This window comes from Paenibacillus phyllosphaerae, assembly GCF_014192105.1.
In the GTDB taxonomy this organism is placed as follows: domain Bacteria; phylum Bacillota; class Bacilli; order Paenibacillales; family Paenibacillaceae; genus Paenibacillus_Z; species Paenibacillus_Z phyllosphaerae.
In genome coordinates this window covers 1-16,116 of sequence record NZ_JACHXK010000020.1, presented here as the reverse complement: position 1 = coordinate 16,116, position 16,116 = coordinate 1, and the positions used below count along the sequence as shown (strand labels likewise).

Sequence of the window (16,116 nt, the reverse complement as noted above, 5' to 3'; positions counted from 1 at the left end):
AGATAATTAACACAAAGAAATACGCAAGCAACGTGAGCAGGAGGTGTGCACGAGATGTCATTCCAACTAGATGAGCAGAAGGCTGCGTCGCTGAAATTGTTCGTCGTTCTGTCCAAGGCTTATAAGACGGTGATGGACCACGCGGTCAAGGATATGAAGCAGCACGGATTGTCGCCATCGGAATTCACCATTCTCGAGGTGCTCTACAATAAAGGACGGATCCCGCTCCAACAGATCGGCAGCAAGATTCTCGTCACCAGCGGAAGCGTCACGTACAATATCGACAAGTTGGAGAATCGGGGCCTACTGAGACGGGTACCGTGCACGGATGACCGCAGAGTCATTTTCGCCGAGATTACGGAAGAAGGCAGCGAGCTGTTCGATCGTATTTTTCCCGAACATGCCGACGTTATCCATACGATTACAAGCGGCCTGACCGATGAAGAGAAGCAGGCGGCGACAGAGCTTTTGAAGAAGCTGGGCAAAGGAATTGCAGTCGGGTAGCAATGGCTGACGGTCCTAACGTTCTCGCGAGAGGGAACGGCTTCCTTTGGCCCTATATCTTAAATTAAAGATAATGAAATTAAAAACGGACATACTAAGAAAGAAGGACTCACCCATGAGCAGCTTAATCGATATCGTCAAAGAAAGACGGTCAGCGACCAAATTCAAGCCAGATGTGACCATTCCGCACGAGGAACTACAAGAGATATTCAGCCTGGTCCGCTATACGCCATCGGCTTTTAACCTTCAGCATGCGCATTACATCGTCGTTCAGAATGAAGACTTGAAGAATGGACCGGTGTACGAGGCGACGGGCAAGCAGTTCAAAGTGAAGACAGCTTCGGCGGCGATTCTTGTCCTTGGCGATCTGGAAGCCTACCGCCAGGTCGGTCCGATTAACGAAGGCCTGCTCAATCTCGGCGTCATCAGCAAGCAAGAGTACGACATGACGGTCGATTCGGTGACCCAATTCTACGAGCAGGGAGGAGAGACGTTCAAGCGGGATGAAGCGATTCGCAATGCGAGCTTATCCGCGATGCAGTTCATGCTGATCGCCAAGGATAAAGGATGGGACACGTGCCCGATGATCGGATTCGATGCGGAGGCCATGCGCCGAGCGCTCGATATTCCAGACCGCTATGTGCCGGCCCTCCTGATTACGATCGGCCAGGAAGACGTCAGCAGCCAGCGTCCCCGCGGATACCGCAAGCCGGTCGGTGAGTTCGTAACGATAAAATGATGATGTGATTCTCATTGTAAGAATTGGAAGTATAAACCAAATAACTTAAAGGAGAGATTTATGATGACACTCAAAACGACAGGTATCCACCACATTACCGCTTTCGCTCGCGATCCACAGGCAAATGTAGATTTTTACGCTGGTGTATTAGGTCTTCGCCTCGTGAAAAAAACGATCAACTTCGACGCGCCGGAAGTGTACCATCTGTACTTCGGCAATGAAAACGGCAGCCCGGGGACGATCATCACGTTCTTCCCTTGGCCGAACTCGCGCAGAGGCCGGATCGGCGGCGGCCAAGTCGGCACGACTACGTATGTAGTGCCGGCGGGTACGCTCAGCTTCTGGGAAGAACGTCTGGCCAAATTCGGCATCGCGGTGAACAAAGAAGAGCGCTTCAACGAGACGTTCCTTCAATTCACGGACAATGAAGGCCTGCAACTTGAGCTGGTCGAGCGTGCGGCTGGCGCGCCAAGCCAGTGGTCGTTCGGCGGCGTTCCGGCGGACAAAGCGATCAAAGGTTTCGGCGGCGCTATCCTGTACAGCGTTCATGCGGCACATACCGCTGAAGTGCTGGTCAGCGTAATGGGCTTGACGAAAGTGAGCGAGGAAGGCGGCTATGCTCGCTTCGAAGCGGAAGGCGATATCGGGAACATCATCGACCTGAAACTTGCCAACATGGAGTGGGGCGTAGGCGGCGCTGGCACCGTGCACCATATCGCATGGCGCGCCAAAGACGATATCGAGCATGAGGCATGGCGCAAACTGGTCGGTGACAATGGCCTGAGCCCGACGCCGATCGTCGACCGTCAGTACTTCAACGCCGTTTATTTCCGCGAAGGCGGCGGGATCCTGTTCGAGATCGCAACGGATCCTCCAGGTTTCGCACGTGACGAAGCGCCGGAGGCACTTGGCGAGAAAGTCATGCTGCCGGAATGGTTTGAACCAAAAAGAGCGATCATCGAAGGGAATCTGCTTCCGATCGAAGTACGCGTATTGGAGGGTGACCAATAATGAGACATCTATTCGAGCAAGGAACGGATCCGAAGGCACCAACCCTGCTGCTGCTGCATGGCACAGGCGGTACGGAGCGGGACCTTCTGGGACTTGGGCGCATGATCGCGCCCTCCTCCTCGCTGCTCAGCGTAAGAGGCAATGTGCTGGAGAATGGGATGCCCCGCTTCTTCAGACGACTGGCCGAAGGCGTATTCGATATCGAGGACCTGATCTTCCGCACGGAAGAGCTTCAAAATTTCCTGGATGAGGCAGCCGGGCAATACGGATTCGACCGGAACAATATCGTGGCCGTCGGTTACTCCAATGGCGCGAACATCGCAGGCAGCCTGATGTTCCATTACGAAGGCGCGCTTCGCGGGGCGATTCTACATCACCCGATGGTGCCGCGCAGAGGCGTACAGCTGCCAGCGTTGAATGGAACGCCGGTATTCGTAGGCGCCGGGAAGAATGACCCGATCTGCTCCCCGCAGGAGACCGACGAGCTGGTGCAGCTGCTAAACGATGCCGGGGCCTCGGTCGAGGTGCATTGGGAGCAAGCAGGCCACCAATTGACGCGGACGGAAGCAGAAGCGGCGGCGGCCTGGTTCAAAGGCGCGTTCGGAGCTTCGGAATGATTACGCTCGATCCCGCAGTCCAGAGCGCGCATGATACCTATAAGCTGCTCATCGGCAGCGTAGTCCCAAGGCCGATCGCGCTGGTCACGACGTTATCGCAGGAGGGCGTGCTCAATGCCGCGCCCTTCAGCTTCTTCAACATCGTATCGAATCAGCCGCCGGTACTGTCCGTCGCGGTGCAACGGAAGAACGGCGAGCAGAAGGATACGGCCCGGCATGCCGCGGCCCGCGGGGAGCTCGTCATTCACATCGTCGACGAAGATAACGTCTCGCTAGCGAATGAAACGGCGGCGAATTTACCTTCGGACGTAAGCGAGGTGGCGCTGGCCGGCTTGACGCCCGTAGCGAGCGAGTCTATCGCCGTTCCCGGCATTGCGGAAGCGAAAGTGAGAATGGAGTGCGTTATCGAGCAGATCGTCCCTGTAGGGGAGACTGACGGAAAGATTGCGGCTGATCTGATCTTGGCGCGCGTGGTCCGATTCCATGTCGACGAGCGTGTATATGAGAAAGGCCGTATCCTTGCCAATCAACTAAAGCCGGTCAGCCGGATGGCCGGCAACGATTATTCGCGGCTTGGCGGCACGTTCAGCATTGACCGGCCTTCTTGAACACACATGTTTCGGGCTATAAGCATCATAAAGAACCTCTGTTGCAGCCGCCAAGGCTCTAACAGAGGTTCTTCGTTCATGCGTGACATTGCAGTGGCTTATTCGTCCACGGACAGTTCGTCGAGCGTCTTGCTGAAGGCGGACGCCATATGGTGAAGGAACCATTCGGTCTCGGGCAGGTTCAGCTTGGCGAGCGATTGCTCGATCTGTCCCTTGGCAACGGCGAATTCGCGGTTGCCTGACGAGAGCTCGGAGAGGCACTTGATATAAGCATCGAGCAAATCGGCAGCTTTTACCATCCGGCGCAGCTCGCGTTCCTCTTCGCTAAGTTGCGTAAGGGACTCCCCGGGCATTGCGTGCTCGCGCAGAAGCGGCTCATACACGTCCTTGAGCGGCTCGGGGACCATATTGACGAGCCGGTCGGCAGCCATCGCTTCAAGTTCCCGGAAGTTCGATAGCATACGGGGATTATGGTGCTTGACCGGCGTTGGGATGTCTCCGGTGAAGACCTCGGTTGCATCGTGGAACAGGGCAATAGCTGCGGCACGATCGGCGTTAAGCGAGCGGCCGAACACCTGATTGCCAATCTCGCACAGCAAATGAGACAGGAGCGCGACATGATAGGAATGCTCCGCGACATTCTCGCGGGTCGTATTGCGCATCAGGCTCCAGCGTTTAATGTAGCGCAGCCTGTACATATACGCGATAAAATGGTTATCCAAGAAACTTTCTCTCCTTGCTACTTATGGTTCTCCTCAGAATGAGGTCTATGCTATGATAGAATTAGTATAGAATTAAACTAGTTTTACGAACAGCAGAGAGGGGCTCATCTTCCATTATGCAGCACTTTGAACAAAGCGTATATAATCTCATCGTAGAAACATCCACGAATCTCCCGGGCGATGTCCGCAAAGCGATTCAGGCAGCCCAAGAAGCAGAGGATCGCGCCACGCGCGCGGGCCTTTCCTTGTCGACCATCGCGACGAATATCGAGATGGCGGAATGCAACGTATCGCCGATCTGTCAGGATACCGGTATGCCGACCTTCGTCGTACATACGCCCGTCGGCGCCAATCAGATTGTGATGAAGCAGCAAATACGCAGTGCGATCGCCCGCGCTACAAAGGATGGCAAGCTGCGGACGAACTCGGTCGACTCGCTGACCGGCGCGAATACGGGAGATAATCTCGGCCCAGGTACGCCGGTCATTCACTTCGAGCAATGGGAGAAGGACGATATTGACGTGCGCCTGATTCTGAAGGGCGGCGGCTGCGAGAACAAGAACGTCCAATACAGTCTGCCGACCGAGCTCGAGGGGCTAGGCAAAGCAGGTCGCGATCTGGACGGCATTCGCAAATGCATCATGCATGCGGTGTACCAAGCGCAAGGGCAAGGCTGCAGCGCGGGCTTCATCGGCGTCGGCATCGGCGGCGACCGCACGACAGGCTATGAGCTGGCCAAGCAGCAATTGTTCCGCCGCGTGGACGATACGAACGATATTCCTGAGTTGGCTCAACTCGAAGACTATGTGCTTGAGAACGCCAATAAGCTAGGCATCGGCACGATGGGCTTCGGCGGCAACGTCACGCTGCTCGGCTGCAAGGTCGGCGTCATGAACCGCCTCCCGGCGAGCTTCTTCGTCTCGGTCGCGTACAATTGCTGGGCTTACCGCCGTCAAGGCATGCTGCTCGATGCGGCAACAGGCGAGATCAAATCTTGGATTTACCCGTCGGGAACGGACACGCCGATGAAATCCGCAGCAGCGGATGCGGCGGCTGAAGCGGTCTCGGCGAATGCGGAGCGCCGTGAAGTGGTCCTCAACACTCCAATTACCGAGGAGCAAGTGCGCAGCCTTAAGGTCGGTGATATTGTCATCATTAATGGCGAGATGCATACAGGCCGCGACGCGCTGCACAAGTATTTGATGGACCATGACGCGCCGATCGACCTGAACGGCTCCGTTATTTATCACTGCGGACCGGTCATGCTCAAGGACGAAGAAGGCTGGCACGTGAAGGCGGCTGGCCCAACGACCAGTGCGCGCGAGGAGCCTTACCAAGGCCATATCATCAAGAAGTTCGGTATTCGCGCCGTTATCGGTAAAGGCGGCATGGGACCCAAGACGCTCGCGGCGCTGCAGGAGCATGGCGCGGTATATTTGAATGCCATCGGCGGTGCGGCGCAGTACTATGCGGAATGCTTCAAGAACGTGAACGGCGTCGACTTCATGGAGTTCGGCATTCCGGAGGCGATGTGGCATCTCAAGACGGAAGGATTCGCCGCTATTGTCACGATGGACGCGCATGGCAACAGCCTGCACGCCGATGTCGAACAGGATTCGTTCGCGAAGCTGGCCCAGTTCAAGGAGCCGGTATTCAACTAACATGTTTCATCCATATTAGATACGAATGAGGGATGCGTTACGCGCAGCTTCGGATTAGCCTTTAACGAACAAGTTGAGAAGTGGCTATTTCTTATCACCCCAGGATCCCTAATCCTGGGCTTTCTTTTTTCGTCGCAGCTGCGGGCCCTAGTCCCGTCCGTCCCTTATCTGTTCGCTTACGTAACGCTGGTGATGGCGATCGGATGCGGTCACAAGCAGCTGTTGGAAGTACTTCGCCGGCCTGGCGTTATGGTGTGGACGTTCGTGCTCACGCATGTGCTGTCGCCGCTTATGGCTTACGGGCTGGGCGCGCTCATATTCGGCCCGGATTCTCCCTATGTCGTGGGCCTGGTATTGTTCACCATTATTCCGCTCGGCGTCTCGACGGTGCTGTGGGTCGGCTTGTCGGGAGGCAGCATTCCGCTAATTCTGGCGATGGTCGTCATTGACTCCGCGCTTAGCCCGTTCGTCGTCCCGGCAGGGATCCATCTGCTGTTCCAAGCTTCCGTCGAGACGAATACGGCAGACATGATTATCGATCTGCTGACGATCATCGTCGTCCCGACCGTGATTGGCGTGCTGCTGCATGATCTGACCAAAGGGCGGATCCTACCGGCCGTGAAGCCTTACGCAGCGCCGCTGTCCAAAATCTGCTTCGTCCTTGTCGTGATGCTGAATGCCGCAGCGATCGCGCCGTCAGCCGCGGCGCTCAAGGACGACCTGCTGACGCTCGTGCCGCTTGCGGTGCTCATGGTTGGCCTCTGTTACGCGATTGGATTCTTCGGCGCGCTGCCTTATCGCAACCGTGCGACGGTGACGACCGTGTCCTACGCTTCGGGCATGCGGAATATTTCGCTCGGAATCGTGCTGGCGCTCGGTTATTTCAGCCCGCTCGCGGCGGTCCCCGTCGTGCTGTCGATTCTGATTCAGCAGCCGCTAGCAACGGTTCATCACCTTGTTTTACAAAAACTTTACAATCGAAAGACTGGCGCGCAAAGTCCGTGACAGGTACGATTAGGGGCGAAGAAAAAGTGGAGGACGAGCGGCAATGAACAGTTTTCGATTTCGCTTAACATTTATCATGGTTGCCATGATCGGGATTTCGGTGCTGGCGGCCGGGATTCTAATGGGGAAGACTTACAAGGAGAACCATATTAGTGCCCTCGAGGAAAGCATGGTTCGGGAGATGCGGATCATCTTGGGAAGCATGGACTGGCGCCAAGGCGAGCCGGAAGAGCTTTACGATTATTTTACGGCCGAGGCTAAGGAACTTAAGGTAGCTACCGATGCGCGAGTCACCTTCATACGCGCGGATGGCGTCGTGCTGGGCGATTCCGACCATGCGCCCGAAACGATGGATAACCACAGCGATCGCGTCGAAATCGTCGAAGCCCAGAAAACCGGCATCGGTCGAGCCATTCGGTTCTCGGACACGATCGACCAGAATTTGCTCTATGTGGCCATGCAGCTGCACCCTGGAGAAGCGAATTCCGATATTATCCGTCTGGCATTAAGTCTCGCCTCGATCGATGCCAGCATTAAGCATCTGTGGAGCGTACTCATCATCGGATTATTGATTCTGTTCGTCGTGTCCGCGATCGTGAGCTATCGCATCGCGCTCGGTCTCACGCGTCCGCTGGAACAGATTACGAAGGTTGCCAAACGAATCAAAAACATGGACTATCAGTCCCGTGTCAAGGTGAAGAATAATGACGAGATCGGCGAACTCGGCAGTGCCATTAACGCCATGGCGGAGAGCTTGCAGGTTCAGATGACTCGCATCCATCAGAACGAGAATCAGCTGCAGAGCGTTCTGGATAACATGATCAACGGGATCGTCATGATCGACCGGACAGGCCGCATGTTGCTTATCAACCGCCGCGCCGAAGAAGTACTCGGCTTCTCGGCTGGAGAGATGGTCGGTCGTCACTATACGGAAGCGAAGCAGCAGTATGAGCTTGCCCAAATCATTCAAGACGGCCTGGAGTCCCGCGAGCATGTGCGCGAGGAAATTACGTTCTACTTCCCGGAAGAGCGGCTCCTCGATCTGAATCTCGTGCCGATTATGGAGGATGACAACGAGTTCGATGGCGTGCTGCTCGTGCTGCAAGACGTATCCGCGATCCGGCGGCTGGAGCGGATGCGCAGCGAATTCGTCGCCAACGTCTCGCATGAGCTCAAGACGCCGATTGCGGCGGTCAAAGGCTTCGCGGAGACGCTGCTCGGCGGCGCGGTGAATGATCCGGAGATATCCCGGTCGTTCCTGCAAATTATTTTTGACGAAAGCGAAAGGCTGAATCGGCTGATCGGCGATATTCTGGAGTTATCGAAGATCGAATCGCGCCGTGTGCCGCTCCAATTCTCGCCGGTCGAACTGACGAGTTTCGTCGGCAAGACCGTCGATCTGATGAAGTCGGAGGCAACACGTAAGCACATCACGCTTAACTTGCAAGCCGAACAAGGACTCTACGTGGAAGCGGACGAGGATCGGCTGCGCCAGATTATCATGAATCTGCTCTCCAACGGGATCAACTATACGCCTGAGGGCGGCAAGGTATCGGTGAAGGTTGAAGCGATCCAGCATGGCGTCCCCGTGACCGATGAAGACGCGGACTATGATCATATCCGGATCAGCATTGCGGATACGGGTATCGGCATTCCGAAGAAAGACTTGCCTCGGATCTTCGAGCGCTTCTACCGGGTCGACAAAGCGCGTTCCCGCAGTTCAGGCGGAACCGGCCTCGGCTTGTCCATCGTAAAGCATCTCGTCGAGCTGCATAAAGGATCCATCTGGGTAGACAGCCGTGTCGGCGCAGGATCGACGTTCATTATCGAATTGCCGGTCTTGCAGTAATCTATCGAGCGGGTAGGCATTTAGAGGTTTACCCGCTCTTCATAGAATGATATGATTGGCATGTAAAGATCGTAAATCGATCGTAAATCGTATTGTAAGTAAATGCGTAACTTGGGGGTCCTCATGTCGCAAAAAGTGCTGGTTATCGAAGACGAACCGACGCTTGCGAGACTGCTCTCCTACAACCTGACGCAAGAAGGTTATGACACGACTGTCATTGAACATGGAGCGGAAGGGTTGCAGGCAGCGTTGCAACGGTCGTTTGATCTTATTATTCTGGATATTATGCTGCCTGGTATGAATGGGTTCGAAATTCTATCGAGGCTGCGCCAATCGGGGAATAGCACACCTGTCATCGTACTGACGGCGCGCAATGCAGAAGAAGAAGTTGTACAAGGTCTTAAACGCGGGGCCGACGACTACATTACGAAGCCATTCGGCGTCGCTGAACTGCTCGCTCGTGTATCCGCTGTCCTACGCAGGACGATGCCGGAGCAAGATGGCAAGGTGCCCGATTCGACGGACAAAGTCATCACCGTCGGGGAGCTGGCTATATTCCCGGAACGGTATGAAGTCATTCTCAATGGCGAGACGGTACCGCTTCGACCGAAGGAATTCGAAGTGCTGCTCTATCTCGTTCAGCGGCCAGGCATGGTCATTACCCGCGACGACTTGATGAACGTCGTCTGGGGCTTCGACTATATCGGCGGTCAACGCACGGTTGACGTTCACGTCAGCTCGTTGCGCAAGAAGCTGGAGCTGGGCCAGGAATCCGTGCAAATCGAATCGATTCGCGGCGTTGGTTATAAACTGGTCATGCCGAAAAAGATTGCGCGGTAGTCGATACCCGTTAGCATCTTCATTCGTTACGTTGTGCCCTGGGGAGCTTGCCTCCACGCAGGTGCACAACCCACTGAAAAGCTTGGAACATATATCCATGCTTTTTTTTAGTTTTTAAACGAACAATGGCCCGCAGCTGCTATCCGACTGCGGGCCATAATTTGATTAATTCTGTTGCTGCCCTACATGACGAACCATACAAGAAGCAGAACCACGAGCGCCGGAACCGACTGCACGAACAAAATCGAACGTTTGGCCGTCACGCTTCCGTATAGACCGGCTACCAGTACGCACAGCAGGAAGAAGATCAAGATATGCTTGCCGACCGTCTGGTCGGGATACAGCAGACCCCAGAAAAAACCTGCGGCCAGGAATCCGTTATACAAGCCTTGATTACCAGCCAGCGAACGAGTAGCGTTCGCGAATTCTTGCGTCAGGCCGAACGCCTTAAGCCCTCGCGGCGTCGTCCAGAGGAACATCTCCAAGACTAAAATATACACATGCAGCAATCCGATCAAACCAGCCCCTATGTAAACGGCGACCATCGTTATTCACCTTCCCATTCATTCCATCAGTAATCATAATCTTCCAAGTCTACTATAGGAAAGAGAATTGCACAACGCCAAAAAGCCAGTAAGTCCTGAAGGAGCTTACTGGCTTTTAAAAATCTTCAACCCTAAGCTTTGTCCAAAGGACAAAAGCGGCGTACATTTGCGAAAGCATCGTTAAAATAACCAACCATACTCTGAGCACGAGTCGAGGCATCAAAGTTATGTAAGAAACGAACAACCAGAGCTTTCTCCAAGGGAGAAGAGCGGGCCAACGCCGAACAATTTCTCGAAGACGGCCGCGTAACGAGACGGGCCAATTATCGGTGTCCAGAGGGTGATAGCCCTCTGGTTCCCCTCCAATGGAGGGGGAAGGGGCGAGGTGAATTGGCAGGAAGGGGCGAGGATAAACCAAGGGGTTCCAAGGGGCGAAGCCCCTTTTTTATCCCAACGGGTCCAAGGGCAGTCGCCCTTATTTCGTCCCGTTCCACGCCAACATCTTCTTCTGAAACTGCTTGGGTGAGCAATCATTATACTTCTTGAACATCTTATAGAAGTGCGCCATATTCGGCATGCCGATCCGGTCGCCGACCTCCGATACGCTCATGTCCTTGGTCAGCAGAATACGCTCCGCCCATTTGATTTTGCGGTAATTGACATATTCGGTGAAGGACAAGCCGATCGCCTTCTTGAAAAACTTCACAAAGTAGTAGTAGCTCATATTCGCCAGCTTACATACTTCCTCCACCTGGATGCGGTCGTTCAGATGCGCCTCCACATAATCGAGCACGGAGCGCAGCCGCGCGCGATCGAAGTCCTCGCTCTCCGCGAGCACCTTCTTGGAGTCGCTGCGGATGAGCAGCAGGAGCAGCTTCTTAATGAGCATGCTGACAGCCAGCTCATACCCGGTCTGCTTGGTTGTCACCTCGTGCAGGATGGCTCGGATACAGTCGGCCGCTTCTTCTTTGGCCTTGGCGTTCTCGCGGAATATGTAGTTCGCTTGGCTGAGCGGATTCTTCGTCTCCGCAAAAAAACGCATATACGGCATCGAGCTATGATCGAAGAATTGCTCCAGATCGAACTGCAGCACAATATAATGCATCGGAACGCCGAGGCTGCGGTCACGGTGCAGCTGCTTGGCGCCGATAATCGCGACATCGCCAGCTTCCAGACGGATGCAGTCGTCGTCAATATAGACGTCCAACACACCGTCGGTGACGAGCAGCAGCTCGAGCTCGCGATGATAGTGCCAGTTGATGAAGAAGTCGTGCGTACGCTCGGACTGGAATATTTTGAGAGACAAAAGAGGGTTTTCATAAATAACCTTCTCGTTGTAAAACTCCACATGATCACCCCACAAAAAAGCAAAATGACATAAGACGAACCCAATTCCGAAGCTTTTTATACAGACCGGAATTGGACTATACTTATTCTAGTTCATCTAGGTTATAAGGTACAACGCAAAATTACGACGACATCACTAAAATTGATCGCGGAGGTTCACAACAATGGCGAATGTTCGAATCGGTATCATCGGCTGCGGCGGGATTGCGAACGGTAAACATATGCCTTCCCTGGCAAAAGTAAAGGAAGCCCAAATCGTGGCGTTCTGCGACATCGTTCTAGAGCGTGCCGAGCAAGCGAAAGAGAAGTACGGCACGAGTGAGTCCGTAGTCTACAGCGACTACCAAGAGCTGCTCAAGGATGAGACGATCGATGTCATCCATGTTTGTACGCCGAATGACTCCCATGCGGAGATTTCTATAGCAGCACTGGAAGCCGGCAAGCATGTTCTGTGCGAGAAGCCGATGGCGAAGACAGCAGCAGATGCACGTCTGATGCTCGAAGCAGCGAAGCGCACAGGCAAGAAGCTGTCGATCGGTTACAACAACCGCTTCCGCGCGGACTCCCGTTATTTGAAGGAAGTTTGCAGCCAAGACGAGCTGGGCGAGATTTATTTTGCCAAAGCGCACGCGATCCGCAGACGCGCAGTTCCAACTTGGGGCGTGTTCCTCGACGAGGAGAAACAAGGCGGCGGTCCGCTCATCGATATCGGTACCCACGCGCTTGACCTCGTCCTGTGGATGATGGATAACTACAAGCCGAAAGTCGTGCTTGGACGTGCATACCACAAGCTGTCCCAGACCGAGAATGCGGCGAACGCTTGGGGACCATGGGATCCTGCCCAATTCACGGTCGAGGATTCCGCATTCGCGATGATTACGATGGAGAACGGCGCTTCCATCGTGCTCGAGTCCAGCTGGGCGATTAACTCGCTTGAAGTCGATGAGGCGAAAGTGACGCTGTGCGGCACGAAAGCCGGCGCGGATATGAAGAAGGGCCTTCGGATCAATGGCGAAGAGAACAGCCGCCTCTACGTCAAAGACATTGAGCTGAACAGCGGCGGCGTGGCGTTCTACGACGGCGCAAGCGAAGATCCGGCTGAGCTGGAAGCTCGCGCATGGATCGATGCCGTGCTGAATGACAAAGATCCGGTCGTCTTGCCGGAGCAGGCGCTGGTCGTATCGGAGATTCTCGAAGCAATCTACGAATCGTCGCGTACGGGCAAAGCCATTTACTTTGAATAAGTAGGTTAGACCTTAAGGACATCCAAACATGGGGACTTTTAGCCCCTTGATGGATGTCCTTTACTTTTGATAGGCTAGGGATAAAGAGGCAGTTCCTCGGGAATCTTGTCGAATGAAGCGGTTACTACAAATGGGGGATCATGAATCAATGGCAGAAGTACATCCCTCCATCACCATGACGAAGGATCGATGGAGCAGGCTGGTTGTGAACTGGTATTGGATGACGCTGGGGCTCATCGTGCTTGGACAAGTCGTCATTTTTTTCGTTGGCCAGCAGATGACGGCCGAGTTCGAGCCGCTAGCATATATCGTGCAATACATGCTTGTTCCCGATATCGCCATCACGGTTATCTTAGTCGGGCTTGAAGCCATAACACGTAAGATCCCGGAGTACCGGGAGAGGGCTATCTTCGTCACTGGCTTGCTGTTCGCCATTTGCATGACGCTCTTCATTAGCCCGCGACTCCCTGGCGCACTCATTATCTTGATCCTGCCACTGTTATCCTCGATGCTTATGCTTAAGAAATCGTATATCTACATCTGTCTAAGCGTCAGTTACTTTTATTTGATTCTCCTCTTTATCGCGATACCGGAACGTCAGAACGTCGCTTCCATCTGCGAAATGATTATCGTCGCGTTCGTATTGGTCGCAACGGCCATGACCGGCAGCGGCGTTATTACACGCGGCCTGGAACTGTTCCATGACATCGACAAGTCGCATAAGTCGGTGCAGGAGTTGCTGGTCAAGAATGCGATGATGGATCGGACGAACAAGACCGACGCGCTCACGGAACTATACAACCACAAGACGTATCACGAGTACATCGAACGTCTGATTGAGCAGCAGCAGAGAAGCGAGTTCCCGCTGCAGGTAGCGATGATGGATGTCGACAATTTCAAAAAGGTGAACGATACGTATGGCCATTGGGTCGGGGATATCGTGCTCCGGCGGGTAGCCGAGATTATCCGAGCGCATATGGAAGCCGACGATTTCGCCGCACGGTACGGCGGAGAGGAATTTATTATCCTGCTAACGAGCAAGACGATGGAGCAATCTTTAATGGTCGTCGAGACGATCCGTAAGGCCGTTGCAGAGGTCATCTTCGAGGAATTAAATCAAGGCCGCGTGACGATCAGCGTCGGTCTTCATGATTTCCAGGCCAATGAAGACAAAGAAGCGTTCTTCCGCAAAGCCGATGCCGCGCTGTATGAAGCAAAAAAAACGGGGAAGAATCGAACCGTCATAATCTGAAGAAAAGCTGCACCCTTCGATCCATCTGCGACATATCGCAGGGCGGACCGAAGGAACGCAGCTTTTCTTCGCTTGCTAGGTTCTACTCATGATTGCGGAATCCGGCTTCACCCGAGGAACTTTCATCTGACAGCTCAGCTAAGCTCTTGACCTTACCGTGCGGCCTTTGGTTCTGCTTGCGGCTTTTCCATGCGCTTTCACGACGGCCTTGAGAAGTGGACATAGATGATTGCTCCTTTCGTGATTGAGGAATCATGAGTGCTTGAGGCAAATAAGCGACAGGCACAAAACCATTACCGCTTGAGCCCGGTTATATTGTCACACGGCCGGCTTGGAGATATGCGCTCTGCACGGCGACCAAAAAGCGTCAGGTATTAAGCTTTCTTCTTGACCGAGAATACGAATTCCCATGTAGTCGTGTTGCCGGAATAACGGCTGCAGTTAAAAACAAACAAGCCGCCTGGCCAATGCCAAGCAGCTTGCATGTTATTCGGTAAGGGGCGGATCCGGCGGCACGATATCGGGTTCGGTCCGCAGCTTGATGAAGCGGTAGATCTGCACGACGATAATCTTCGCGATCGCATAGAAGGGGACGGCGAGCAAGAGGCCGAGCGGCCCGACGAGCGTACCGGCTACCAACAAGAGCAGAATAATCGTCAGCGGATGGATCTCCAGCTGTTTGCCCATGATTTGCGGCGAGATCAGATTACCTTCGATCTGTTGGGCGACAAGCGTAACGATCAGCACTTTCACGACCATCATCGGCGAATCAACCGCCGCGACGAGCACAGCCGGCACTGCGGAGATGAATGCTCCGACGTACGGGATGACGTTCGTGAGCATCGCAGCGAGCGCGAGCAGCACCGCATACTCGATACCGATAATAAAATAACCGATTAACAGCAGGACACCCACGCAGACCGCGACCGTAATTTGACCGCGGATATAGGTGCTGATGGTCTGATCCATCTCCGTGAGCAGCTTGCGCGCCAGCGTTTGATTCTTCTTCGGAATCACTTTGATAACCCCTGCGCTCATCTTTTCTCCATCCTTAAGGAAATAGTAGAGAACGAATGGCACGACAACGGCGAGCAGCACCACGTTAGCGACGAAGCTGACGACAGCGGTAATATTCGTACTGATCCAATTCACGACGACGTAGGCATAGTCGGTCGCTTTCGTCTGCAACGTGTTGAAATCCAGGCTGAAGCTGGTCAGGAACTGGTTGACCGACTCATTGTCCGTCAACTCGTACACTTTCTCGACAGCATTGCGCACATAGTTAGGCAAATTGTTCCCTAGTTCCACGAACTGCCGCTGAATCATCGGCGCCACATAAATAATGAGCAGCGTGAACAGACAGATGACCAACAAGTAAAGAATGAGAATTGCGGCGCTCCTAGGTATTTTGCGGCTAACGAGGAATTGGACGAGCGGCCTTAGCAGGTAATACAGAACGCCCGAGATTAACAGTGGAATGAATAAGGTCTGGCACATTACCACGATCGGGTGAAACACAAACTTGATATGGACTCCGACCCATATGATCAGAAAAATGAGCAGAATGCCATATCCGACTCGAAAAAACTTTGACTTTGGCAGTACGATCACCCCGGTCTTCGTAAATAGCCCCTAATCATGCAGGTTGCCCAAATCTGGCAGCCGTCAAACTCGAGCCCATGCTATCAAAGCGGCACAGGTTTGTCAAACCAGTCTAACGGTCAAGCCTGACGGCCTTCAGCAGCAGGATCAAGAATGTATGTGTTCTTCTACGCATCGGGAATAGCTTCGTGTCATCATTTTGGCCTATATGCCCATTGCGTGCCAGCTGCTCCAATGCCGCCATTTCGTATCGCTGCAGTTGTTCGATCATATATATTTCCAGATTCATCATGCTGCCTCCTAATAAATTCGCATATGGATTGCTTCCATTATGCCAACAGATTAAAAGGGATAAAAAGTGTAAGAGTTTCGCTTCCCCTTTCCCCTTTTATCTAGCCCTAGCGAGAATACCCCCACTTCAAGCACTTGCTAAGCGGGGGATGAATCGCGTTCTTTTTTGTCCATAATGCGAACATATGTGCTATAATATTCCTATCCATCCTTAGCAAGGAGGTTTAGGCATGTTGGTGAAAAAGGCGTACAAGTATCGCATCTACCCTAACGATGAAC

At 53.7% G+C, this 16,116-nt stretch carries 18 protein-coding genes; 12 read left to right on the top strand and 6 right to left on the bottom strand.

The window, feature by feature from the left end:
• Window positions 1–54 precede the first annotated feature (54 nt).
• The 5 genes from FHS18_RS27840 to FHS18_RS27820 all read left to right on the top strand — a co-directional run bounded on the left by FHS18_RS27840 (window position 55) and on the right by FHS18_RS27820 (window position 3,479).
• Window positions 55–504, top strand: a complete 450-nt coding sequence (locus FHS18_RS27840) for a MarR family winged helix-turn-helix transcriptional regulator (RefSeq protein ID WP_183603667.1) — start codon at window positions 55–57, stop codon at window positions 502–504.
• Window positions 505–619: 115 nt separating this feature from the next.
• Window positions 620–1,243, top strand: a complete 624-nt coding sequence (locus tag FHS18_RS27835; RefSeq protein ID WP_183603666.1) for a nitroreductase family protein — start codon at window positions 620–622, stop codon at window positions 1,241–1,243.
• Between the two features lie 63 nt (window positions 1,244–1,306).
• Entirely contained in the window at window positions 1,307–2,254 is a 948-nt protein-coding gene (locus FHS18_RS27830; protein WP_183603762.1) for a ring-cleaving dioxygenase, read from the top strand.
• Complete coding sequence (locus FHS18_RS27825) at window positions 2,254–2,871, top strand: alpha/beta hydrolase (protein ID WP_183603665.1); 618 nt, start codon at window positions 2,254–2,256, stop codon at window positions 2,869–2,871. The genes FHS18_RS27830 and FHS18_RS27825 overlap by 1 nt, the downstream gene beginning before the upstream one ends.
• The gene (locus FHS18_RS27820; RefSeq protein ID WP_183603664.1) at window positions 2,868–3,479 is read left to right on the top strand and encodes a flavin reductase family protein; all 612 of its coding nucleotides are present in this window, start codon (window positions 2,868–2,870) and stop codon (window positions 3,477–3,479) included. The genes FHS18_RS27825 and FHS18_RS27820 overlap by 4 nt, the downstream gene beginning before the upstream one ends.
• Window positions 3,480–3,577: 98 nt before the next feature.
• Here the strand turns inward: FHS18_RS27820 and yfbR are convergent, their stop codons facing one another.
• Window positions 3,578–4,201 (bottom strand): 5'-deoxynucleotidase, encoded by a 624-nt coding sequence (yfbR, locus tag FHS18_RS27815; protein WP_183603663.1) that lies wholly within the window; start codon window positions 4,199–4,201, stop codon window positions 3,578–3,580.
• A gap of 116 nt (window positions 4,202–4,317) precedes the next feature.
• Between yfbR and FHS18_RS27810 the strand changes: the two genes are divergently transcribed.
• From FHS18_RS27810 to FHS18_RS27795, 4 genes are all read left to right on the top strand, one after another.
• Window positions 4,318–5,862, top strand: a complete 1,545-nt coding sequence (locus FHS18_RS27810; protein ID WP_183603662.1) for a fumarate hydratase — start codon at window positions 4,318–4,320, stop codon at window positions 5,860–5,862.
• Window positions 5,863–6,054: 192 nt separating this feature from the next.
• On the top strand, window positions 6,055–6,867 hold the full coding sequence (locus FHS18_RS27805; RefSeq protein ID WP_246427959.1) for a bile acid:sodium symporter family protein: 813 nt from the start codon (window positions 6,055–6,057) through the stop codon (window positions 6,865–6,867).
• 43 nt (window positions 6,868–6,910) lie between these two features.
• On the top strand, window positions 6,911–8,716 hold the full coding sequence (gene pnpS, locus FHS18_RS27800) for a two-component system histidine kinase PnpS (RefSeq protein WP_183603661.1): 1,806 nt from the start codon (window positions 6,911–6,913) through the stop codon (window positions 8,714–8,716).
• Between the two features lie 123 nt (window positions 8,717–8,839).
• Complete coding sequence (locus FHS18_RS27795) at window positions 8,840–9,556, top strand: response regulator transcription factor (protein ID WP_183603660.1); 717 nt, start codon at window positions 8,840–8,842, stop codon at window positions 9,554–9,556.
• Window positions 9,557–9,738: 182 nt separating this feature from the next.
• On the opposite strand, the gene FHS18_RS27790 is transcribed toward FHS18_RS27795, so the two are convergent.
• Window positions 9,739–10,101, bottom strand: a complete 363-nt coding sequence (locus FHS18_RS27790) for a DUF1304 domain-containing protein (protein WP_183603659.1) — start codon at window positions 10,099–10,101, stop codon at window positions 9,739–9,741.
• Between the two features lie 475 nt (window positions 10,102–10,576).
• Window positions 10,577–11,407, bottom strand: coding sequence for an AraC family transcriptional regulator (locus tag FHS18_RS27785; protein ID WP_246427958.1), 831 nt, complete (start codon window positions 11,405–11,407; stop codon window positions 10,577–10,579).
• Between the two features lie 205 nt (window positions 11,408–11,612).
• Between FHS18_RS27785 and FHS18_RS27780 the strand changes: the two genes are divergently transcribed.
• On the top strand, window positions 11,613–12,692 hold the full coding sequence (locus tag FHS18_RS27780) for a Gfo/Idh/MocA family protein (protein WP_183603657.1): 1,080 nt from the start codon (window positions 11,613–11,615) through the stop codon (window positions 12,690–12,692).
• A 148-nt stretch (window positions 12,693–12,840) separates the two neighbouring features.
• The gene (locus FHS18_RS27775; RefSeq protein ID WP_183603656.1) at window positions 12,841–13,944 is read left to right on the top strand and encodes a GGDEF domain-containing protein; all 1,104 of its coding nucleotides are present in this window, start codon (window positions 12,841–12,843) and stop codon (window positions 13,942–13,944) included.
• Window positions 13,945–14,026: 82 nt separating this feature from the next.
• On the opposite strand, the gene FHS18_RS34085 is transcribed toward FHS18_RS27775, so the two are convergent.
• The 3 genes from FHS18_RS34085 to FHS18_RS27765 form a co-directional block, all read right to left on the bottom strand.
• Window positions 14,027–14,167, bottom strand: a complete 141-nt coding sequence (locus tag FHS18_RS34085; RefSeq protein ID WP_221401496.1) for a DUF6254 family protein — start codon at window positions 14,165–14,167, stop codon at window positions 14,027–14,029.
• Between the two features lie 263 nt (window positions 14,168–14,430).
• The gene (locus FHS18_RS27770; protein ID WP_343060706.1) at window positions 14,431–15,555 is read right to left on the bottom strand and encodes an AI-2E family transporter; all 1,125 of its coding nucleotides are present in this window, start codon (window positions 15,553–15,555) and stop codon (window positions 14,431–14,433) included.
• A 103-nt stretch (window positions 15,556–15,658) separates the two neighbouring features.
• A complete protein-coding gene (locus FHS18_RS27765) occupies window positions 15,659–15,838 on the bottom strand; it encodes a hypothetical protein (protein ID WP_183603655.1) in 180 nt (59 codons plus the stop codon).
• A gap of 229 nt (window positions 15,839–16,067) precedes the next feature.
• Here FHS18_RS27765 and FHS18_RS35470 point away from each other — a divergent pair.
• Window positions 16,068–16,116, top strand: a 49-nt coding sequence (locus FHS18_RS35470; RefSeq protein ID WP_183603759.1) for a helix-turn-helix domain-containing protein, incomplete at its 3' end; no start/stop codon positions are given.

Coding starts and splice junctions, on each gene's coding strand:
- FHS18_RS27795 (WP_183603660.1), top strand. CDS start 8,840: ATGTCGCAAAAAGTGCTGGTTATCGAAGACGAACCGACGCTTGCGAGA.
- FHS18_RS27830 (WP_183603762.1), top strand. CDS start 1,307: ATGACACTCAAAACGACAGGTATCCACCACATTACCGCTTTCGCTCGC.
- FHS18_RS27835 (WP_183603666.1), top strand. CDS start 620: ATGAGCAGCTTAATCGATATCGTCAAAGAAAGACGGTCAGCGACCAAA.
- FHS18_RS27810 (WP_183603662.1), top strand. CDS start 4,318: ATGCAGCACTTTGAACAAAGCGTATATAATCTCATCGTAGAAACATCC.
- FHS18_RS27780 (WP_183603657.1), top strand. CDS start 11,613: ATGGCGAATGTTCGAATCGGTATCATCGGCTGCGGCGGGATTGCGAAC.
- FHS18_RS27805 (WP_246427959.1), top strand. CDS start 6,055: ATGGCGATCGGATGCGGTCACAAGCAGCTGTTGGAAGTACTTCGCCGG.
- FHS18_RS27775 (WP_183603656.1), top strand. CDS start 12,841: ATGGCAGAAGTACATCCCTCCATCACCATGACGAAGGATCGATGGAGC.
- FHS18_RS27825 (WP_183603665.1), top strand. CDS start 2,254: ATGAGACATCTATTCGAGCAAGGAACGGATCCGAAGGCACCAACCCTG.
- FHS18_RS34085 (WP_221401496.1), bottom strand. CDS start 14,167: ATGTCCACTTCTCAAGGCCGTCGTGAAAGCGCATGGAAAAGCCGCAAG.
- FHS18_RS27840 (WP_183603667.1), top strand. CDS start 55: ATGTCATTCCAACTAGATGAGCAGAAGGCTGCGTCGCTGAAATTGTTC.
- FHS18_RS27790 (WP_183603659.1), bottom strand. CDS start 10,101: ATGGTCGCCGTTTACATAGGGGCTGGTTTGATCGGATTGCTGCATGTG.
- FHS18_RS27820 (WP_183603664.1), top strand. CDS start 2,868: ATGATTACGCTCGATCCCGCAGTCCAGAGCGCGCATGATACCTATAAG.
- pnpS (WP_183603661.1), top strand. CDS start 6,911: ATGAACAGTTTTCGATTTCGCTTAACATTTATCATGGTTGCCATGATC.
- FHS18_RS27765 (WP_183603655.1), bottom strand. CDS start 15,838: ATGATGAATCTGGAAATATATATGATCGAACAACTGCAGCGATACGAA.